This window comes from Posidoniimonas polymericola, assembly GCF_007859935.1.
Classification (GTDB): Bacteria; Planctomycetota; Planctomycetia; order Pirellulales; family Lacipirellulaceae; genus Posidoniimonas; species Posidoniimonas polymericola.
This window is the reverse complement of the sequence record NZ_SJPO01000001.1, coordinates 828934-846322: the sequence shown is the minus strand read 5'-3', so window position 1 is coordinate 846322 and position 17389 is coordinate 828934. Positions and strand designations below refer to the sequence as shown.

17 protein-coding genes are annotated in these 17389 nt (G+C 66.2%); 12 read left to right on the top strand and 5 right to left on the bottom strand.

All coding sequences use genetic code 11. The features are described 5' to 3' along the window. Positions 1–26: 26 nt before the first annotated feature. Positions 27–836, top strand: coding sequence for a PEP-CTERM sorting domain-containing protein (locus tag Pla123a_RS03435; RefSeq protein ID WP_197527631.1), 810 nt, complete (start codon positions 27–29; stop codon positions 834–836). A gap of 52 nt (positions 837–888) precedes the next feature. Here Pla123a_RS03435 and Pla123a_RS03430 read toward each other — a convergent pair whose 3' ends face one another. The 4 genes from Pla123a_RS03430 to Pla123a_RS03415 all read right to left on the bottom strand — a co-directional run bounded on the left by Pla123a_RS03430 (position 889) and on the right by Pla123a_RS03415 (position 5730). Next, positions 889–1302, bottom strand: coding sequence for a hypothetical protein (locus tag Pla123a_RS03430; RefSeq protein WP_146584115.1), 414 nt, complete (start codon positions 1300–1302; stop codon positions 889–891). 373 nt (positions 1303–1675) lie between these two features. After that, positions 1676–3685 (bottom strand): glucans biosynthesis glucosyltransferase MdoH, encoded by a 2010-nt coding sequence (gene mdoH / locus Pla123a_RS03425; protein ID WP_261342744.1) that lies wholly within the window; start codon positions 3683–3685, stop codon positions 1676–1678. A 93-nt stretch (positions 3686–3778) separates the two neighbouring features. Then, positions 3779–4219, bottom strand: coding sequence for a hypothetical protein (locus Pla123a_RS03420; RefSeq protein ID WP_197527630.1), 441 nt, complete (start codon positions 4217–4219; stop codon positions 3779–3781). After that, positions 4216–5730, bottom strand: coding sequence for a glucan biosynthesis protein (locus Pla123a_RS03415; RefSeq protein WP_146584112.1), 1515 nt, complete (start codon positions 5728–5730; stop codon positions 4216–4218). The genes Pla123a_RS03420 and Pla123a_RS03415 overlap by 4 nt, the downstream gene beginning before the upstream one ends. A 503-nt stretch (positions 5731–6233) precedes the next feature. Between Pla123a_RS03415 and Pla123a_RS03410 the strand changes: the two genes are divergently transcribed. The 4 genes from Pla123a_RS03410 to Pla123a_RS03395 all read left to right on the top strand — a co-directional run bounded on the left by Pla123a_RS03410 (position 6234) and on the right by Pla123a_RS03395 (position 9510). After that, positions 6234–6860, top strand: a complete 627-nt coding sequence (locus tag Pla123a_RS03410) for a class I SAM-dependent methyltransferase (RefSeq protein ID WP_146584111.1) — start codon at positions 6234–6236, stop codon at positions 6858–6860. Positions 6861–6883: 23 nt separating this feature from the next. Further along, entirely contained in the window at positions 6884–7903 is a 1020-nt protein-coding gene (locus Pla123a_RS03405) for a glycosyltransferase family 2 protein (RefSeq protein ID WP_197527629.1), read from the top strand. A gap of 14 nt (positions 7904–7917) precedes the next feature. Further along, a complete protein-coding gene (locus Pla123a_RS03400) occupies positions 7918–8967 on the top strand; it encodes a glycosyltransferase family 8 protein (RefSeq protein WP_146584109.1) in 1050 nt (349 codons plus the stop codon). Positions 8968–9120: 153 nt separating this feature from the next. Next, positions 9121–9510: a ferredoxin-thioredoxin reductase catalytic domain-containing protein gene (locus Pla123a_RS03395; protein WP_146584108.1), complete on the top strand. Its 390-nt coding sequence runs from the start codon at positions 9121–9123 to the stop codon at positions 9508–9510. Positions 9511–9531: 21 nt separating this feature from the next. Here the strand turns inward: Pla123a_RS03395 and Pla123a_RS03390 are convergent, their stop codons facing one another. Further along, positions 9532–10680 (bottom strand): Fic family protein, encoded by a 1149-nt coding sequence (locus tag Pla123a_RS03390; RefSeq protein ID WP_146584107.1) that lies wholly within the window; start codon positions 10678–10680, stop codon positions 9532–9534. Between the two features lie 106 nt (positions 10681–10786). Here Pla123a_RS03390 and Pla123a_RS03385 point away from each other — a divergent pair, with 106 nt between their 5' ends. The 7 genes from Pla123a_RS03385 to Pla123a_RS03355 all read left to right on the top strand — a co-directional run bounded on the left by Pla123a_RS03385 (position 10787) and on the right by Pla123a_RS03355 (position 17354). Further along, positions 10787–13225 (top strand): helicase HerA domain-containing protein, encoded by a 2439-nt coding sequence (locus Pla123a_RS03385; RefSeq protein ID WP_146584106.1) that lies wholly within the window; start codon positions 10787–10789, stop codon positions 13223–13225. An 88-nt stretch (positions 13226–13313) separates the two neighbouring features. Further along, positions 13314–13868: a hypothetical protein gene (locus tag Pla123a_RS03380; protein ID WP_146584105.1), complete on the top strand. Its 555-nt coding sequence runs from the start codon at positions 13314–13316 to the stop codon at positions 13866–13868. Positions 13869–13921: 53 nt separating this feature from the next. Beyond that, entirely contained in the window at positions 13922–14323 is a 402-nt protein-coding gene (locus Pla123a_RS03375; protein WP_146584104.1) for a hypothetical protein, read from the top strand. A 102-nt stretch (positions 14324–14425) separates the two neighbouring features. Then, the gene (locus tag Pla123a_RS03370) at positions 14426–15130 is read left to right on the top strand and encodes a zinc metallopeptidase (protein ID WP_146584103.1); all 705 of its coding nucleotides are present in this window, start codon (positions 14426–14428) and stop codon (positions 15128–15130) included. 524 nt (positions 15131–15654) lie between these two features. After that, positions 15655–16197: a hypothetical protein gene (locus Pla123a_RS03365; RefSeq protein WP_146584102.1), complete on the top strand. Its 543-nt coding sequence runs from the start codon at positions 15655–15657 to the stop codon at positions 16195–16197. Positions 16198–16222: 25 nt separating this feature from the next. Continuing rightward, on the top strand, positions 16223–16423 hold the full coding sequence (thiS, locus tag Pla123a_RS03360) for a sulfur carrier protein ThiS (protein ID WP_146584101.1): 201 nt from the start codon (positions 16223–16225) through the stop codon (positions 16421–16423). A 112-nt stretch (positions 16424–16535) separates the two neighbouring features. Next, the gene (locus tag Pla123a_RS03355) at positions 16536–17354 is read left to right on the top strand and encodes a thiazole synthase (RefSeq protein ID WP_146584100.1); all 819 of its coding nucleotides are present in this window, start codon (positions 16536–16538) and stop codon (positions 17352–17354) included. Positions 17355–17389: the final 35 nt, after the last annotated feature.

Sequence of the window (17389 nt, the reverse complement as noted above, 5' to 3'; positions counted from 1 at the left end):
CTACAACCATGATGAAACGCTCTGTCATGAAATTCGCCAACCTGTACGATCCGCTTACGACTCTTGTTGCCATGGTTGTGGTGAGCCTGATCACCTCAGCCGTCGACGCCCATACAGGCCGCCGATTCGTAGTCGAAGTGGTGGGGGGGCAACTGCGTGTCCAGGGCGAAAACACCGGCGCCAGCGACGGCGCCCCAGCTATCCGCGACTACCCGAACTCGATCCACGACCATTGGGTCAACGTGACGCCTGCGCCCGGATCACTGCTGGGGCCCTTTGCATCCGCGTTCCTGCCCGATTTTGAGGTTCCGATCGACGCGTCGTTCACGCTGCTGAAGGACCACGAACTGAGCCTTCATCTGACCAGGGCATCGCAGTGGGCCGACCCGCCGGCCATGCCGACCGCCGGAGTGGTCCCCACGCTGACGCCGCTGGACGCCGGGCAGGTCATCCGGATCGAGTCGACCGGCGGCGTGGTCGACACCACCGGCCTCGGTTCGCTCGTGCTAAGTCCATCGGTGCCGCCGGGCGGCATCCTCGACATTCCGGTGAACTATCAGGTCGGTGGTCACCCGAGCAACACCATCCACCTGCTCGAATTCACCCTGTCGGCGACGCCGACGAATCCATCCGTGGAGGACGTGATCGCCGACAGCGACCCGATCTACATCATGCTGGCGCCTGATGGCCCCGACAAACTGACCCGCGAGCATTATGCGTCGCTCTATCTGGAAGAGTATTTGGCGACCGTTGGGCGACCGGTTCCCGAACCCGCGACAATCATCGCCTTGCTGCTGCTCACGCCATGGGCAGTGGGCCGCCGGCCGGCACGCTAATGCCCTGAAGCGTCTCGATTCAAAATCGCGGTCGGCTCGCTTCGAGAATCAGTTAGCGGGCAGCTGCCGCTTCCACACGCTGGTCGCGACGTTCGTGCAGCAGGTACGCGGCACGGCACGCGTAAGCAGCGAGGGTCGCCGCGATCAGGACCAGCGAGTGCTTGGCGATTACCTCGGGCCACAGCGAGCCGTTGCCGTGCCACCAGCCGCTGAGCGCCGTTGGCCAGTGCGAGAACACCGTGATGCCAACCGGCATCCAGCCGCCGCCGGTCTTCAAGAACGCCAACGCAAACGCCGCGAAACCGGCGTAGAAGGCCCGGTCGGCGCCACGGTGGAGGACGGCGAGCAGCACGGCCGCGGTCACAGCGCTCACGGTAAGCGTCCCGACGGCGGCGGCCCAGTGGGCGCCGCCGGTCACGAACGCGGTGCAGAGTCCCGCCACGACCGCTGTCCAGACAAGCAGCACCCACAGGCGCAAACGGAACAGCGGCTCGGGAGCCGGTGGTTTGCGTCCGCGCGGCGACCGCGTTGGGGCCTTAGCGCCGTGCGCGTCGTAGAGTCGCTCGCGCCGTTGCCAGTCTCTACGGAGCCGATCGAGCTCTGCGGAGTCACTATCGATCGATCCGATTCGCGCCGCGCCATTAAGGCGCCCCTGGGGCATGGCGCCCCTCTCCATTGCCCTGATCAGGCTGCGGAGCCGGCGTGAGGGATCCCTGGGGTCGTCGTGTCCGTCGTCGTCGTTTCGCATGGGGCGGTACATTCTACTTTCTCCGGTTTTCCGATTTCCGTTCCGTTGCTCGCCCGCTGCGGCAGCGGGCGGTGCGGGGTGAGGAGGCGTTTCAGTTGGTGGATAGTGGGCGGCCGCGGCTGTGCACCCAGAGGTCCCGATGGATGCCGCGCAGCGCATCGGGGTCGCACAGCACGGCCCGCTGATCGTCCTCGTCCGGGTCGACGGCGGCCCCGCCGCGGGCCCAGGCCGTGAGCCGGTCGACCGTCTGCACCGGCGCTACTTGAACCGACCGCGTCGCCGATATCGCGACGATGTGATCGCTCACGCCGAGGCCGTCCTGCACAAAGTCGCGGAAGGTCGGGGCCGCAGCGTTCGGCGTCTGTTCGCCTGCCGTACGGTGGGCGTGGTAGCGCCGCACAATGTCGGGAGGGCTGGTCTCCTCCGGCGATTGCAGCAGGCCAACGCTGCGGACGGCCCTTCCGACCCAAGAACTGCTGAGCGCAACCGAGAGGGGAATCGAGAACACGAGCCCCGCCAGCAATGGCGACAGCCAGAGCAGCAGCGTCGGCGACGCCCAGGCAGCTACGGCTGTGGTTGCGAGCCCCGCGGCGGTGTGGCGCCAGTGCACGGCGAATGCGTCCCGCCAGGAAAGCCGCTCGGTGTCGCGGTCCTGGGCGTTCCAGCCGACGCAGGTCCCCAGCAGGGTCGAGACTACAAACGTTGAGTGGAAGGCCATCATGATCGGCGCGATGAGCACCGACACGAGGAATTCGAAGACTGTGCTCGCAATCAGCCTCGCCGCACCGCCAAACCCTTCCATTTCTGCCCGACTCCGCGCTACCAGCGAGAGCCCGATTGCGCGTGGGAGCAGCAGCAGAGCCATGACGGAACCGAACAGCGCGATGCCTCCGCCGCCAACGACCGCGGCGGCGCCCGTGTCGAGGAACGCCAGCGGGCTGAGCAGCAAGAAGGCCAGCCACACCGGCGAGGCCGCGTAGCAAGCGACGCCGGTCAGGAAGTGCATGCGGTTGGACCATGGGATGTCGCGGCTAACGATGAGTCGGGCGTGCTGCAGGTTGCCCTGGCTCCACCGCTGGTCTCGAACGGCGAACTCTGGCAGCGTGCCGGGGCTCTGCTCGTAGCTGCCGCCGAGGTCCCAGGCGAGCTGCACCTTGTAGCCCGCCCGATGAATCAAAGCGGCCTCGACGAAATCGTGGCTGAGTATTTGACCGCCCAGCGGCGGGGCGCCCGGCAGGGCCGACAGACCGCAGTGACGCATGAATGCCCCGGTGCGGATGATCGCGTTGTGGCCCCAGTAGTTGCCGCCGTCGGCGGTTACGTAGGCCAGGCCACGCGTCAGCGCCGGGCCGCAGAGCCGGCAGACAAATTGCTGGCAGCGCGAAAGCGTTGAGGCGCCGCCAAGCGGGAGCGGCGGGGTCTGGAGGATGCCCAGCTTTGGGTCGGCGTCCATTCGGCGGGCCATCTCGACGAGCGTTTCGCCCTCGACCAGGCTGTCGGCGTCGAGCACGACCATGTACTCGTACTTGGCTCCCCAGCGTCGGCAGAAGTCGGCGATATTGCCCGCCTTCTTGCCCGAGTTCTCGTTGCGGTGGCGGTAGTAGACGCGGGGACGGCCGGGCTGCCCGGCGCCAAGGCGCCGCCACTGGCGTTCCTCTTCGAGCCATACTGCCGGCCTGGTGGTGTCGCTCAGCACGTAGAAGTCAAACCTCGCGGCGTTGCCGGTGTCGACCAGCGAGTCGACCATCGCCTGCAACCCCGCGAAGATCAGACTCGGGTCCTCGTTGTAGGTTGGCAGCAGCACCGCGCAGCGGCGGTCGCCGCTGCTTGGACCGGCCTGGCAGAACGACTGCGGCGTCTCACCGTGGGCTCGGTGCAGCAGGAAGGCTCCAATCACCGCGACGCCGGTCCACAACAGAATCCAGCCCGTGAGCACGAAGAACAGGAATGAAACCAGCACGTCAGCGAAGGTCGCGGAGGGGCCTGCCACCAGGTTCCAGAAGACGAGCGTGACCAGGGCGGAGCACGCCGCCACGACGGCGAGCAGCGCCGCCCAGCGTCTGGGCGCGGCGTTGGCTTCTGGCTGGTTCATCGGACGAATTCCTTTGGTTCTCGGCGCCCCGGGCGCCCGTTGCTGGTGAGTTAGTGCTGGTGAAACCGGGGGCCGCCGCCAGCGGGCCCCGTTCCCAGGCGTCTACCGCTGCTGGTCCGAGGACAGTCGGACCGTCGCCCCGACGCCCTGGAATACCGCCACCCACTTCTCTGGATTCACGATCGGGTGCAACTCGCCGAGCGGCTGCGGCGGCATCGCGGCAGGCCGCTCGGCCGGGGCGACGTCGCGGCGGGAGAGCCGACCCAATGCGGCGTCGCCGTCGCTGCAGGACAGGTGTTGCATAGCGATCGCGACCGCCTCCCGCTCGAGCCGTCCGTGGGGGTCGTCGTGCTCCCCGTCGGGACGCTGCTCGAGGGACTGGTGTGCAATCGCCACACACTGACGGGAGAATCCAGCCAGCACGTCTGGGTCTCGCACGCCGTGCGCTCGGGCGTAGTCTGCTACGAGCGTCCTCACCTCCGACGAAGCAGCGTCTGTCGCCCACTCGGCGTTGGGAGGGGTGTCGGTTTGCGAAGATTTCAACGGGTCCATCTATAACTCCCAATCTCTGAAACGGTTTTGCCTGCCTGCTCCAGCCACACTTCGATGCGTGGCTCCTCCTCTCCGGCTGGCGGTACGCCAACCGTCACTTCAATCTCTTCGGCGCCGATCTCGATGGACCGCACAACCACCTCGAGCGGTGTGCTGGCCTTGGCCACTGCGCCAATCGCGGCGGTTGAGTTGAACCGCTGACCTACGGCCGCCTGGAAGCGGACCGTGATCTCGCCCGCGGGCTGGTCGATCTGTTCCGTTTTGATCACTGCGACCGAGCGGCCTGCGGGCAGCCCCACCCCGAAGGTGAGCTCGTAGTCCAGCTCGATAGGGTCCCGCGCTGTCCGCGAGGTCGAATCCATGACGAAATAGGCGCCAATGTTGTCTACCCCCTCGTGGGGCGCCGGCAGCTCGAGCAACTCAACGTGTCCCGCCTCCCAGGGGTGGTCGGCATCCGGCTGCACCCACACGCTCGGGCGGAGGTGGTACCGAGCCTCGGAGTCGGCGTAGTTCGCGGGGTCGCGGTCTCGCTGCACGAGGCCAAAGCCGTGCAGCTCTTCTGCCCGCCAACGCTCGACGCGTGGCGTCTCTGGATTGGTCAAGCCGCGCCACACCCACTGATCGGCGTCGCGATGGATGAGCAGCCCGTCGGCGTCGTGGACCTCGGGTCGGTTGTCGCCGGCGGGGCCGCCGCCGTTGTCCCACATCCACATACTGGTTAGGGGAGCGACCGCCAGCTTCTGGATGCCGTGCCGCCGCCACAGCTTGGCGTGGACGCCTATCGGCAGGTTGCGTCCAGGGCGGATGCGGAACTCGTAAGCTCCAACGACGCCGGGACTCTCGAGCAAGGCCCACACCACCTGCTCTTCTGAAGCACTGCCGGCGTCCGTCTCGGCGGGGCGTTGGATCCAGAAGTCGGTGAACCGCGGAAACTCCTCAGGGCGGGGCAGACCAATATCGATCGCCAGGCCGCGGGCGGACGAGCCGTACCACTGACCCGATCCGATGCCGCGGAAGTAGCTCGCGCCGAGGAACGCCAGGTACTCGGTGGGGTGTTCGTTCCCTGGCAGCCTGGTGAGCAGGCGGAAGCCCGCGAAGCCGCCGCCCGGCTCGTCGCGCAGCGACTCGGCCTGTCCGCGGAACTGGAACCATTGGCTGCTGTAGGGGATCGGCGAACTCGCGCCGTTATCCACAACATGAATCCGGACGGGGTACTGGTGCAGGAACCCAGCCGGAAAGAACTCGACCCAGGTCGAGAGCTCGGCGTCCCGCCACATAGCTCGCTCGTGCCGTTGAGCGATCAGGCGGTAGGTGTCGTAGGTAAGGTCGAGAAATGCTGGCGCCACTTTCTCAGGCGGCACGTGGGGCGAGGCGCCCATTCGTTCAGCGATTGCCTCAACGTCGGCGCGGCCGAACGACTGGTCACCGCACGCGGGCGCCGAGGCTACCAGCGCCGAAACCAGCGCGCAGGCCGATCGCAAGCGGCTTTCTTTCAAAATCACAGCACCTCTCCTAACGTTTCTACCTCGGTTGCCGGTCACCTAGAGCCCAACAACTCGGTAGGTTGAAAGCCGCCTGCCAGGACAGAAAGCAAGTTCTGCGCCGGTCCTAAATTGCCGGGCCAGATTTGCAGCCCAGGCTTGAATATCCCGCCGCGGCCGCCGAACTCGAGACGCTTCGGAGCCTGATCTATGCGGCGCCCAGGCCGGCGGCGCCCAGGCGGGCCAGAAACCGAATGGTCGGGCATCGAGCAATGTGGCGTGCCACGGTTCACGGCATTGGCCGCGGGCGTGGCGCGCCTTGCTAGAGCCCCACATATTGGGGGGGCGCCCCGCTCTCGCTGGGGGCTGTTCAGCTTGGCATTGTGGTTGACGCCGGTTGACGGTTCTGCGAGCTTCCCGCGGAATTACTCCGAAATGGGTCGCCCAACTCGGCGTCGCTTGACCGCAACCACCCCGCCCCGGAGCGGGTTGCGAGCAGACTGCCCCCTCCATAAGGACTTGCCATGAGTGTCCTAACGAAATCGCCGCTCGCGCCACACCAAAAAATCTGGCGAGAGTGCGTCCGGCCTTTCCGCCAGATCTCCGGCGGCCGATCGAGCTCCGGCGGTAGCATTCACGACTTCCACCCACAGGACTGCACGGTCGAGCCCGCTGGGGTAGAGCTGATCACCGAGTTGGTCAGAGAATCGTCGCAGCACGCGGGCCCGATCATCGAGATCGGCACGCTGTTGGGCATCACGGCCACCCACATGGCGTTGGCCAAGACCCCCGAACAAAAAATCATCACGGTCGACTTGTTTTGCTGGAATCCTTGGGGCCTGCCACCCGATGTTCAGCACGACCTGGCGGCGCAGATCCTGCACTACCCCATCGCCCGCGGCGAGGTCCAAATGGTGCGGAGCGACAAGAACGAGTTCTTCAAGAGCTACAACGGACCGGCGCCCTCGATGGTGTTCCTCGACGCCATGCACGACTACGACGAGACGAAGAAGGACATCCTCTGGGCCAAAGAAGTTGGCGCTCAGATCATCTCTGGGCACGACTACTGCGACAAGTTCCCCGGAGTGATGCAGATCGTGGATGAGTGCGGCGGTCCACGCCGACTCGGCGGCACGGTATGGGTCCTGTAAACGCCCAACGAGGAGCAGCAGCGATGCAGGCGTTGACGTTCCAATACCCGGCGGCCGAGGGTCGCGTGTCGGTGGTGATCCCGACCCGCAACGGCGACAAGTACATCGGCGCCGCACTCGACTCGGTCGCCGCGCAGGCTCACGGCGACTGGGAGGTGATCGTCATCGAAGACGGCTCCCAGGGCGAGACGCAATCGATCGTCCAACGCTTTGCGTCCCGCTGCCCGGGGCGCCGCGTATGCTACAGCCGCAACGAGCAGTCGCTCGGCGCCGCGGCCACACGGAACCTGGCGTTTGAGCTCGCCAAGGGAGAGTACGTCGCGTTCCTCGACTGCGACGACCTCTGGCTGCCAACCCACCTGCGGGCGTGCGTCGGGGCGTTGCGTGATTCTGGCGACGACGTTGCCTACTCGGCGGCCGCCATGTTTGAGGATGGCTCCGACCAGATGATTGGGTTCTGGGGGCCCTCGCGGGAGGAGGTCCTGCGGTTCCCTCACTCGTTGCTCGGCCGCAACTTTGTCACCCCCTCGGCCACGGTGCTGCGGCGGAGCGTGCTCGCGGAAGCCGGCCGCTGGAACACAACATTCCGGTACTGCGAGGATGCCGAGTTCTTCTTCCGCGTGGCCAAGCTCGGCAAGCGGTTCCGCTGCGTCGGCGGAGTCCACTGCCTGTACCGCAAGCAGCACGACGGCGCCACAACCCAGCGGATCGCGGGCACCACCGAGGAGTTCGCCACGCTGACCAGCTGGAACCTCGACATGCCCGGCGGCGCGCCGGGCGAGGCGGCACGGCTGTCGGCGCGGGCGCACGCAGTGTCCGCCAAACTCCACGCGAAGAACCACCCCACGGCCGACCCCTCGGCGAATCGCTCCCGGGCCGCGCCGCTGTTCTTCGCCGCGTGGCGACTCCGCCCGCTTCAAATCGACTACCTGTTCCAGACGCTGCGGCACGCGGCCACCAAAGGTTGGACCGCAAGCGAACGCCTGCCGCTGCCCCACGGACAACAAACGCTCCCGGCGGCGGCGCCTCGAGCCGCAGCTTAGCCCCACCGCACCCGATGACACGCAGACAACTGAAGGAGCCTAGCTTGGGCCACGATTGTTGCAACGAAGTGACTGCCGCCACCGGGGCGGACGAGGGCTACGCCCTGCCGTTGGGCGTGACCGTCCGCTCGGCGATTGATTCGCTGGACGCCGACTGCCGCCTCCGCCTGTTTGTGTTTGATGGCGGCCTGTCCCCCGAGAGTCGCGACCGGCTGGAGCAGTCGTGGCAAGACCCGCGCGTCCGCCTAGAGTGGATCGAGCCCGACATCGGCGCGGTAGAGCACCTGCCGGTCAGCGACCACATCAGCCCGGCGTGTTACCTGCGGCTGATGCTCCCCGAATTGCTGCCGAGCGACGTCGGCAAGCTGGTCTACTTTGACGCCGACATGCTGGTCCTTCGCAGCCTGGCGGACCTGTACGCCGAGCCGCTGGGCGACTACCTGACCCTCGCGGTGCAGGAGATGACCGCCCCGTGGTTCGACGCCGATGTGGCGGCCGCGGGCAAGCCGCTGCTGCGGCGGCTCACCGCGGCGAGGCCGATCGCCAACTACCGCGAGCTCGGCCTGCGGCCCGAGTCGAAGTACTTCAACTCGGGGCTGATGGTGCTCGACGCGCAGCGGTGGCGCCAGGAGGACATCGGCGGCGAGGTATTCGACTGCCTCGAGGCAAACCGCGAGCACGTCCTGTGGTGGGATCAGTACGCGCTTAACGTGCGACTCGCCGACCAGTGGCGGCCGCTCGACCCTCGCTGGAACCAGGCCGCGGGCGTCCACCTGCTCAGCAGTTGGCGCGAGTCCCCCCTCGACAAGCACGCCTACCAGCAGCTCCTCCAAGACCCGTGGATTGTCCACTTCTGCTCGCCGGCCAAGCCTTGGCGCTATTACTGCGATCACCCCCACCGCGACGACTTCTACCGCGTCATGCAGCGCACCGAGTGGCGCGACTGGCGGCCCGACAAACCCACGGACCTTGGCCTCAGCTACGAGTTCTACCGCCAAAAACTCAAGCGGGCGTTCCGGACTGCCCGCGCAGCGGCGGCGGAGCCGTTCCGCCGGGCGGCGTAGCAGCCGCGCCCCGAACCGGCGCTACTGAAGGCGCACCGTCCGCGCCGGGCCGCTTCACGCCAGCACTCTCCGCTGAGTTCGCTTCGCGTTGATCGGCGTGAGCCGCTATCCTGAGTAGGGTCACGCATCAAAAACAACAGCGGAGCCACGCTTATGGGCACACACCAACCCACTCAGAAGAATATCGATCGGATGACCAAGTACGTCCAGAAGTACTGGGAGAAGACCGGCACGGTCGGACACCCAGACTCGGGCGTCACCGAGGTCGTTATCAACGGACTAGCGGCGAACATCGAGCAGGTGGGCCGCCCGCTATGCCCCTGCAACTTCTACCCCGACAAGCAGAAGGAGCTCGACGAGCACGGCCGCCGCTGGATCTGCGCCTGCGATGAAATGAAGAAGTGGAAGTACTGCCACTGCCTGCTGTTCGTCACCGAGGACGGGAAACCGATCACCGAGCACCTGCCCGAGGACCATGAAGGCCGTGAGATCTACGGCGTGGTGAAGGACCCCACGCCCGAGAAGGGCCGCGAGGGGGCGTGACAACGGGGACGTCGTCGATGTTTAGAGCCCCTCGTAAGCAATGTCAAAGATCTCCGGGGCGTAGTAGGTCTTGGGGTGCTTGTCGGGCCACTCGCTCAGAATTTCAAGCTTCACTAGCTTTTCGACGTCGGCCTTAGCCGTCGGGTACGTGACCTGATATGCCTCGGGCAAGCTAGCGATCGTCACGACTGGCGTCTGGTACAGCCCCTCAACTATTCCGTGAAGCCGAACCGCTCCGCGAGTTTTCGACAATCGTTCGAAATGCTCGTCCCTGAGCCTCCTTAATCGATCACAACGCAGCACCGCCTCCCCTGCGAGGCGAACGACGCCTTGCAGGCAGTACTCGATCCAATTCTGCCACTCCCCCGAGCAGCTCACGCGGTAGAGATAGTTGCAGTACCCGCCATGATCGCGGCTAAAGTACTCACTCATATGGAGCCAAGGCATCGTGAGCGAGCACTGTTGCTTAATCATATGGGTCAATAGTAAGCGTCCGACCCTCCCGTTCCCGTCTGAGAACGGGTGAATCGTCTCAAACTGATAGTGGATGAGGAAGCACACTACCAACGGATGGAAGCGTCGATCTTCCGCCGCGAGGTAGGCGTCAAGTTCGTCCAAGAAATCGGTTAGGCGTTCGGGCGGTGGAGGAACGAACCTCGCATCGGATCCGATAGCGACCTGCTGCCGTCGAAACCGGCCTGGCTCCTTGTTCTCGCCACGGACGCCGTCAAGCAGCCGTTCGTGCATCTGCCTGATCAGCAGCAGCCCAGTCGGCAGTGACGAAGAATCTGCGTGCTCCAGCGCTTTCACATAATTCGCCACTTCGCGGAATTGGTTGCGGGGGTCTGATTCGGTGCTCGCCTCGATCGGTTCGAGTTCGTACAGCAGAAGCTGTTGGGGAGTGGCGAAGGTTCCTTCCATCCGCGACGAAAGAATGGCCTCGCGGTCCCGCATCGGACCGAGGAGGATGGTCGGATTTGGTAGACTCCGCCCGACGCCCTCAAGTAGCATGAGCTGTGCTACCGCCTCATTGAGCAGAGGCCACAGCTCTGTGGGAAACTCCCAAGCGGGAGGGAGGGGCTCGGGATCGAAGCAATGCTTTCCGCCCCAGAATGGGGTTATTTCAGAAATCGACCCTGCCGCCAGTTTCCCGAAGTCTTTTATATTCATGAACTTACGCGCAATTTTAAGCGGGGCACTCAAATTAAAGCAATCGCTGATTTATTTTAACTCACTTGGCCGCAACTGAAACCGATTTTCTGGGACCGTCTCGTCAATGCCCGACCTGGACAGCAAGAACCACTTCTACCTCGGCCGCCGGCACGACCTTTCGTCCGGCGAGACCGACGCCGAGGCCCCGCTGCTGCTGAAGAGCAACGACCTCACTACCCACGCGGTCTGCGTCGGCATGACCGGCAGCGGCAAGACCGGCCTGTGCCTGTCGCTGCTGGAAGAGGCCGCCCTCGACGGCGTGCCGGCGATCGCGATCGATCCGAAGGGCGACCTCGGCAACCTGCTGCTCGCGTTCCCCAACCTGGCGCCGAGCGACTTCCGCCCGTGGATCGACGAGAGCGTCGCCCGCCGCAAGGGTCAGACGCCCGATCAGTTTGCCGAGAGCACGGCCGAGCTGTGGCGCAACGGGCTCGCCGGCTGGGGCGAGGGCCCGGAGCGGATCCAGCGCTACAACGACTCGGTCGAGCGGCTGATCTTCACGCCCGGCTCGTCTGCCGGCATCCCGCTGACGGTGATGAAGAGTTTCAACGCCCCGCCACGCGAGATCCTGGCCGACGCCGAGATGTTCCGCGAGCGGGTCGCGTCGGCCGTGTCGGGGCTGCTCGCCCTCCTGGGCATCGACGCCGACCCGGTTCGCAGCCGCGAGCACATCTTCCTCTCGACTGTGTTGACCACGGCGTGGCAGGCGGGGCAGGACCTCGACATCGCCGAGATGATTCGCGAGATCCAGGACCCGCCGTTCGAGACCGTCGGCGTGATGGAGCTCGACGCGTTCTTTCCGAAGAAGGACCGCACCGCCCTGGCGATGGACCTCAACAACCTGCTGGCGAGCCCGTCGTTTGCGGGCTGGATGGAGGGCGCGCCGCTCGACGTGCAGCAGCTCCTCTACAGCCCCGAGGGCAAGCCGCGGCTGTCGATCATCTCGATCGCCCACCTCGACGACGCGCAGCGGATGTTCTTCGTGACCATCCTGCTCAACGAGATGCTCGCCTGGATGCGGACGCAGCCCGGCACGGGCAGCCTTCGCGCGCTGCTCTACATGGACGAGGTCTACGGCTACTTCCCGCCGGTCGCGAACCCGCCCTCCAAGCGGCCGATGCTGACGCTGCTGAAGCAGGCCCGCGCGTTCGGCGTCGGCTGCGTGCTGGCGACCCAGAACCCGGTCGACCTGGACTACAAGGGGCTGTCGAACTGCGGCGCGTGGTTCTTGGGACGGCTGCAGACCGAGCGCGACAAGGCCCGCGTGATCGAGGGGCTCGAGGGCGCGTCCGCGCAGGCGGGCTCGGGGTTCGACAAGCAAGCCATGGAGGCGACGCTCGCCGCGCTCGGCAGCCGGGTGTTCCTGCTCAACAACGTGCACGCCGACGCGCCCGAGGTGTTCCACACCCGCTGGGCCATGTCGTACCTGGCGGGGCCGCTGACGCGGACCCACATCAAGCGGCTGATGGACGGTGTGCGTGAGAAGTTCCTGCCGGCGCCGGCCAACCAGGACAAAGCCGCCAAGGCAGACAGGCCGGCCGACACCATGCCGGCGCCCGCCCCTACCCCCGCCGCGCAGGCCAGCGTGGCCGATGGCGTAGAGCAGCTGTGGGTCGCGATCCGTGAGCAGCTGCCCGCCGACGCCCAGGTCGAGTACCGCCCTGCCCTGCTCGGTTCGGGCAAGGCCCATTTTGTCGACCGCAAGCCAGAGGTCGACGTGTGGCGGGACCTGTTCGTCATGAAGAGCCAGAACGAGCTGATCCCCGACGGCGTGTGGGAGGGGGCCCTCGTGTACGACGTCTGCCCCAAGTTCACCCAGCAGCCGGTCGCCGGTGTGGCGCAGGCGCCGCTGCCGGCAGAGCTCGCCGAAGCGAAGCAGTATAAGACCTTCGCCAAAGACCTCGAGGAGTGGATCTATCAGGAGCAGCGGCTGACGCTCTACGAGTGCGAATCGCTCGACGAGGTGTCGCGTCCGGACGAGGACGAGCAGCAGTTTCGCGCGCGGCTCGCCGAGCAGGCGCGGCTGCGTCTGCTCGAAGAACAGCAGAAGGTCGAGCAAAGCTACAGCAAGAAAATCGCCCGGGCGGAGGAGAAGGTCGCCAAGAAGCAGTCGTACTACGACGAGCAGCGGTCGCAGTTCTGGGGCCGGATTGGTGGGTTTCTGATGAAGGTGCTGGAACTCGTGCTGAGCCTGGCCGGGGGCAAGGCGACCAAGCGGAAGCAGAGCACCAGCGTGACCGCGGCCCGTCAGGCCGCCACCGAGCACGGCCAGGCGAGCCGCGCCAAGCAGGCCCTCGAGGAGGCTCAAGCGGAGCTCGAGGCCCTGCGCGAGGAGCAGGAGCAGGCGGTCGCCGACGTGAAATCGGCCTATTCCCCCGACACGCTGCGGCTGACCCCGGTCGAGGTGCCTCCCCGCAAGTCGGACATCGACGTTAGCCGCGTCGTGCTCGCCTGGCTGCCGTACGAGCTTTCCAACTCCGGTGGAGCCACGCCGGCCTACTGATCCCTCGGCAATCAACGTGGCGGGCGCCGAGCCGCCGGCGTAGAATGAGCCGCTTACGCCCTGCCCCCCAACCGCCTGCCTACCTGCCGTGCGCTACCTCACCCCCGCCCTGCCGCTGCTACTACTCGTGCTGGTCACCGCCACTGGCTGTGGGCCGGCGTCGCCTTCTCAGGTGCTGCTTGGCAAGTGGGAAGGGAGCCCCGACAGCCTGGCGGCCAAGCGGGACCGCAACCCGATCCCTACTGCTTCGGGGTACACCCCAAGCAGCGGCCCGCAGACGGCGAGCGCCCAGGAGGAGCAGACCGCTGGAAAGCTAGCCAAGCTGCAACCAAGCGAGACCACCGACCTCGAGGCGTTCGACTTCCGCGTCGGGCTCGAGTTCAAGCCACAAAACCAAGTCGTCATGACACTCAACGGCGGGGCGACCATCGACGGGACCTGGAAGGTGCTGTCGACCGATGTCGGCGTGTCGCAGATCGAGCTGATCGACGGCGTGCCTGCCGAGGGCGCCGCAGCAGAGCAGCCCGACCTGATGAAGCGTCGGTACCTGCTCGAGCTCGACGAAGCGGGCGACGCCTTCACCCTCCGCGAAGAAGGAGTCGACCCGCGATTCGGGTGGCTCTACTTCAGGCGGGTCGAGTAGCCCAAGCAGCAGCCGCTCCTCCGAACAACACGCCCTACAGAAAACTCCTCGCAATGTCCGAGCGCGAACGCTGGATCGTCTACCCGCTGCTGTTCCTCGCGCTCGGCGCCGCGTTGCGGGACAAGCTGATCAAGCAGACCTCCTCCGAACGGGTGATTGCCGAGCAGCTGCTCTGCGAGAGCATTATCTGCGACAACCTGGCGGCCAGAGAGGTGATCCAGGCCCCGCTGGTCCGCGCCGACCGCGTGGCCGCCGGCGAGGTCCAAGCCCGGGGCGTGCGGCAGAACGGGCAGCCGGTGCTGAGCATCAGCCCGCAGTACCTGCCACAATTCTTGCAGCAGCTCGGCCAGGTGCTGCGGGTGAAACCGGCCGCCGAGGATCCGCCCGCGGCGGCCGCCGACGGCGCCGCCCAGGGTGATACACGCGCTACGGGTTCTAGCGAATCTAGGGATTAGCGGTCCGAACTGGCGGCACGGCGATTGCGTACTATGATGTGGCTGGTCTACGGCCTGCCAAATCGACAGTCCTCTCAACCCACCTGAGAACGAAGCAATACCATGTGGTTTTTTGACCCGATGTACTTCCTGTTCCTCGCCCCGGCGATGCTGCTGGCGTTCTGGGCGCAGATGCGGGTGAAGTCTACCTACGCCGCGGCTAGCCAGCACCCGGCCTCGCTGACGGGCGCCGCCGCCGCGCGGCACATGCTCGACTCGGCCGGGCTGCAGAGCGTCGCGATCGAGCCGATCCGCGGAAAGCTCACGGACCACTACGACCCCAGCGCCCGGGTGCTCCGCCTGAGCGAGGGTGTCTACGGCCAGCGTAACCTGGCCGCGGTTGGCATCGCCGCCCACGAGGCCGGCCACGCGCTGCAGCACGCCAAGAACTACGCCCCGCTGACGATCCGCAACCTGGCGGTGCCGGCGGCCAGCTTTGGCAGCGGCATCGGGATGTGGAGCATTATGGGCGGCGCGATCCTGACGTCCCAAGGCGCCCAGAGCTTTGGTCCGATGCTGATCTCCTTTGGCATCGCCGCCTTCTCGGCTGTGGTGTTCTTCCAGCTGGTGAACCTGCCGGTCGAATTTGACGCGAGCAACCGGGCGAAGGCCCAACTGGTCGAGTACGGCATCGTCAGCGAGCACGACATGGGCCCGGTCCGCAAGGTGCTCAACGCCGCCGGCTGGACCTACGTCGCCGCGACTCTGCAGTCGGTCCTCACGCTGCTGTACCTGCTGATGCGGTTCGGCGGCAGCAGCAACGAATAGCCGTCTTCTGCGGCAGCGACTAGCCAACCACTTCGAATCTACCGGCGGGCGCCCCTCGTGGCGCCCGCCGGTTTTTTTGTGGCATTCGACCACCCAGCGCGGTCCAATAGGGGGTGCGGAAGTCGACATGGGCGGGCGCCGCCGCTGGCAGACGCCAGCGGCGACAAGGATGCTGCGCGCCTGCGGAAGCCGCCTCCGCCCACGCACCCCAGCCGGGGAGAAGTCCGCGCGGGGGTTTTGTCCCCTCCGCTCGATAAATCGGACTTTACGCGCCAAACAGCTGCGAACCGGCGAATGCGTTTTGGGCTGCTATAGCAGGTTGAAACGCCCTCGCCCACGAGAGTCGACCGCCAGACGCTGGAATGGTGGCGGACAAAACCCCCGGCGCATACGTCCGCCGAGGCGCCGCTTGTCCGCTCAGGCCGTCCGCTAGAGAAGAATTTGGCTAGCGGGTACGATTCTAGGGTGATCGTGACTTTCTCCCCGGCCCAGGGCCGGGACCCTGGAGCAAGGAGCAGACGAGCATGAGACACCGGACACTGACGACCACACTTATCGCGGGCGTGGCCCTCGTCGCGGGCGCGGCGGGCGGCTGGCTTTCCCGATCGACCGCGCCGCAGATCGCCGTGCCGGTGATCCCTGCGCACGCTTCAGCGACGATGGGCGCCGAGAACTTTGCGGTCGCCACCGGGCTGGTGGACGAGGGGGTCGAGGCGTTCTACTTCCTCGACTTCCTGACCGGCAAACTCAAGGCGACCGTGATCAACCGCCGCGACGCCGGCTTCGCCGCCTACTTCGAGTACGACATCACCCAAGACTTCGACGGCGCCGGTCGCAGCCCTAAGTACCTGATGGTGACCGGCATCGCGAACATCCCCCGCGGCAAGGGCAACACGCAGCTCGCCCGCAGCGTGGTCTACATCACCGACGCCACAAGCGGGCAGATGTCGGCGTACGTGATGCCCTGGAACTCCAGCCGCCAGGCCGCCGGCAACGCCCAGGTCGCCACGTTCTACAAGATCGGCACCGTGCCGCTGCGGGCCGACACCTTCGTGCGTGACCAGTGAGACCCCGCAAGTTGAGAGACCACCAGTGAAGCTGCTCGTCAATGGCGACCCCCACGACGCCCCCGACGGCTGCACGATCGCGGGGCTGCTCGAGCAGCTCGAAATCCGCGTGAAGCACGTCGCGGTCGAACGGAACCGAGAGTTGGTGCCGCGTGCCCTGCACGCCGAGACCACGCTCGCCGAGGGGGATGAACTCGAGGTGGTCACACTGGTCGGCGGGGGTTAGTGGACGGCTCCCACCCCTGGCGGGGTGGGCTGATCGGGCTCGCCGCTGCTTTGTGATTCCGCTGCGTAGTGATTCTTACTCCTTGCTCTCTAACGACTCGATTGCTGCGACGATGTTGACTCCGCTCACGATTGGCACGCACACGCTCTCCAGCCGGCTGATTGTCGGCACCGGGAAGTACGCCACCTACGCACAGATGGGCGAGGCCCTCGAGCGCAGCGGCGCCGACTGCGTGACCGTGGCGGTGCGGCGTGAACGGCTGATCGACGCCGACGGGAAGAACCTGCTCGACTTCGTCGACCCCAAGCGGTACACAATCCTGCCCAACACGGCCGGCTGCTTCAACGCGGAAGACGCGGTGCGGGTCGCCAGGCTGGGACGCGAGATCCTTTCCGGCCTGGAGAACCCCGGCGCCGACTGGGTCAAGCTCGAGTGTCTGGCCGACAAGCGGACGCTGCTGCCCGACCCGGTCGAGACCCTCCAGGCGACCGAGCAGCTCGTGGCCGACGGCTTCCAGGTGCTGGTCTACTCGACCGACGACCCCGTGATCGCCAAACGCCTGAAGAACGCCGGCGCGACCAGCGTGATGCCGGCCGGCAGCCCGATCGGCTCGGGCCAGGGCGTCTTGAACGCGAACAACATCCGCATCTGCCTGGAGTACCTCAAGGAAGGCGACCCGACCTACCCGGTGATCGTCGACGCGGGCGTCGGCGCCGCGTCGGACGTTGCGGCCGCGATGGAGCTGGGCGTCGACGGCGTGCTCTTGAACACCGCCATCGCCCACGCCCAGGACCCGCTAGCCATGGCCGACGCGATGCGGCTCGCCTGCGAGGCGGGCCGGCTGAGCTGGCTGTCGGGGCGGATCCCCAAGCGGCTGTACGCAACCGCCAGCAGCCCGGAAGAAGGCGTGATCACCTGGCAGCCGAACTAGCGGACGGCAGGCGATCGATTACCTAGGCGACCTTC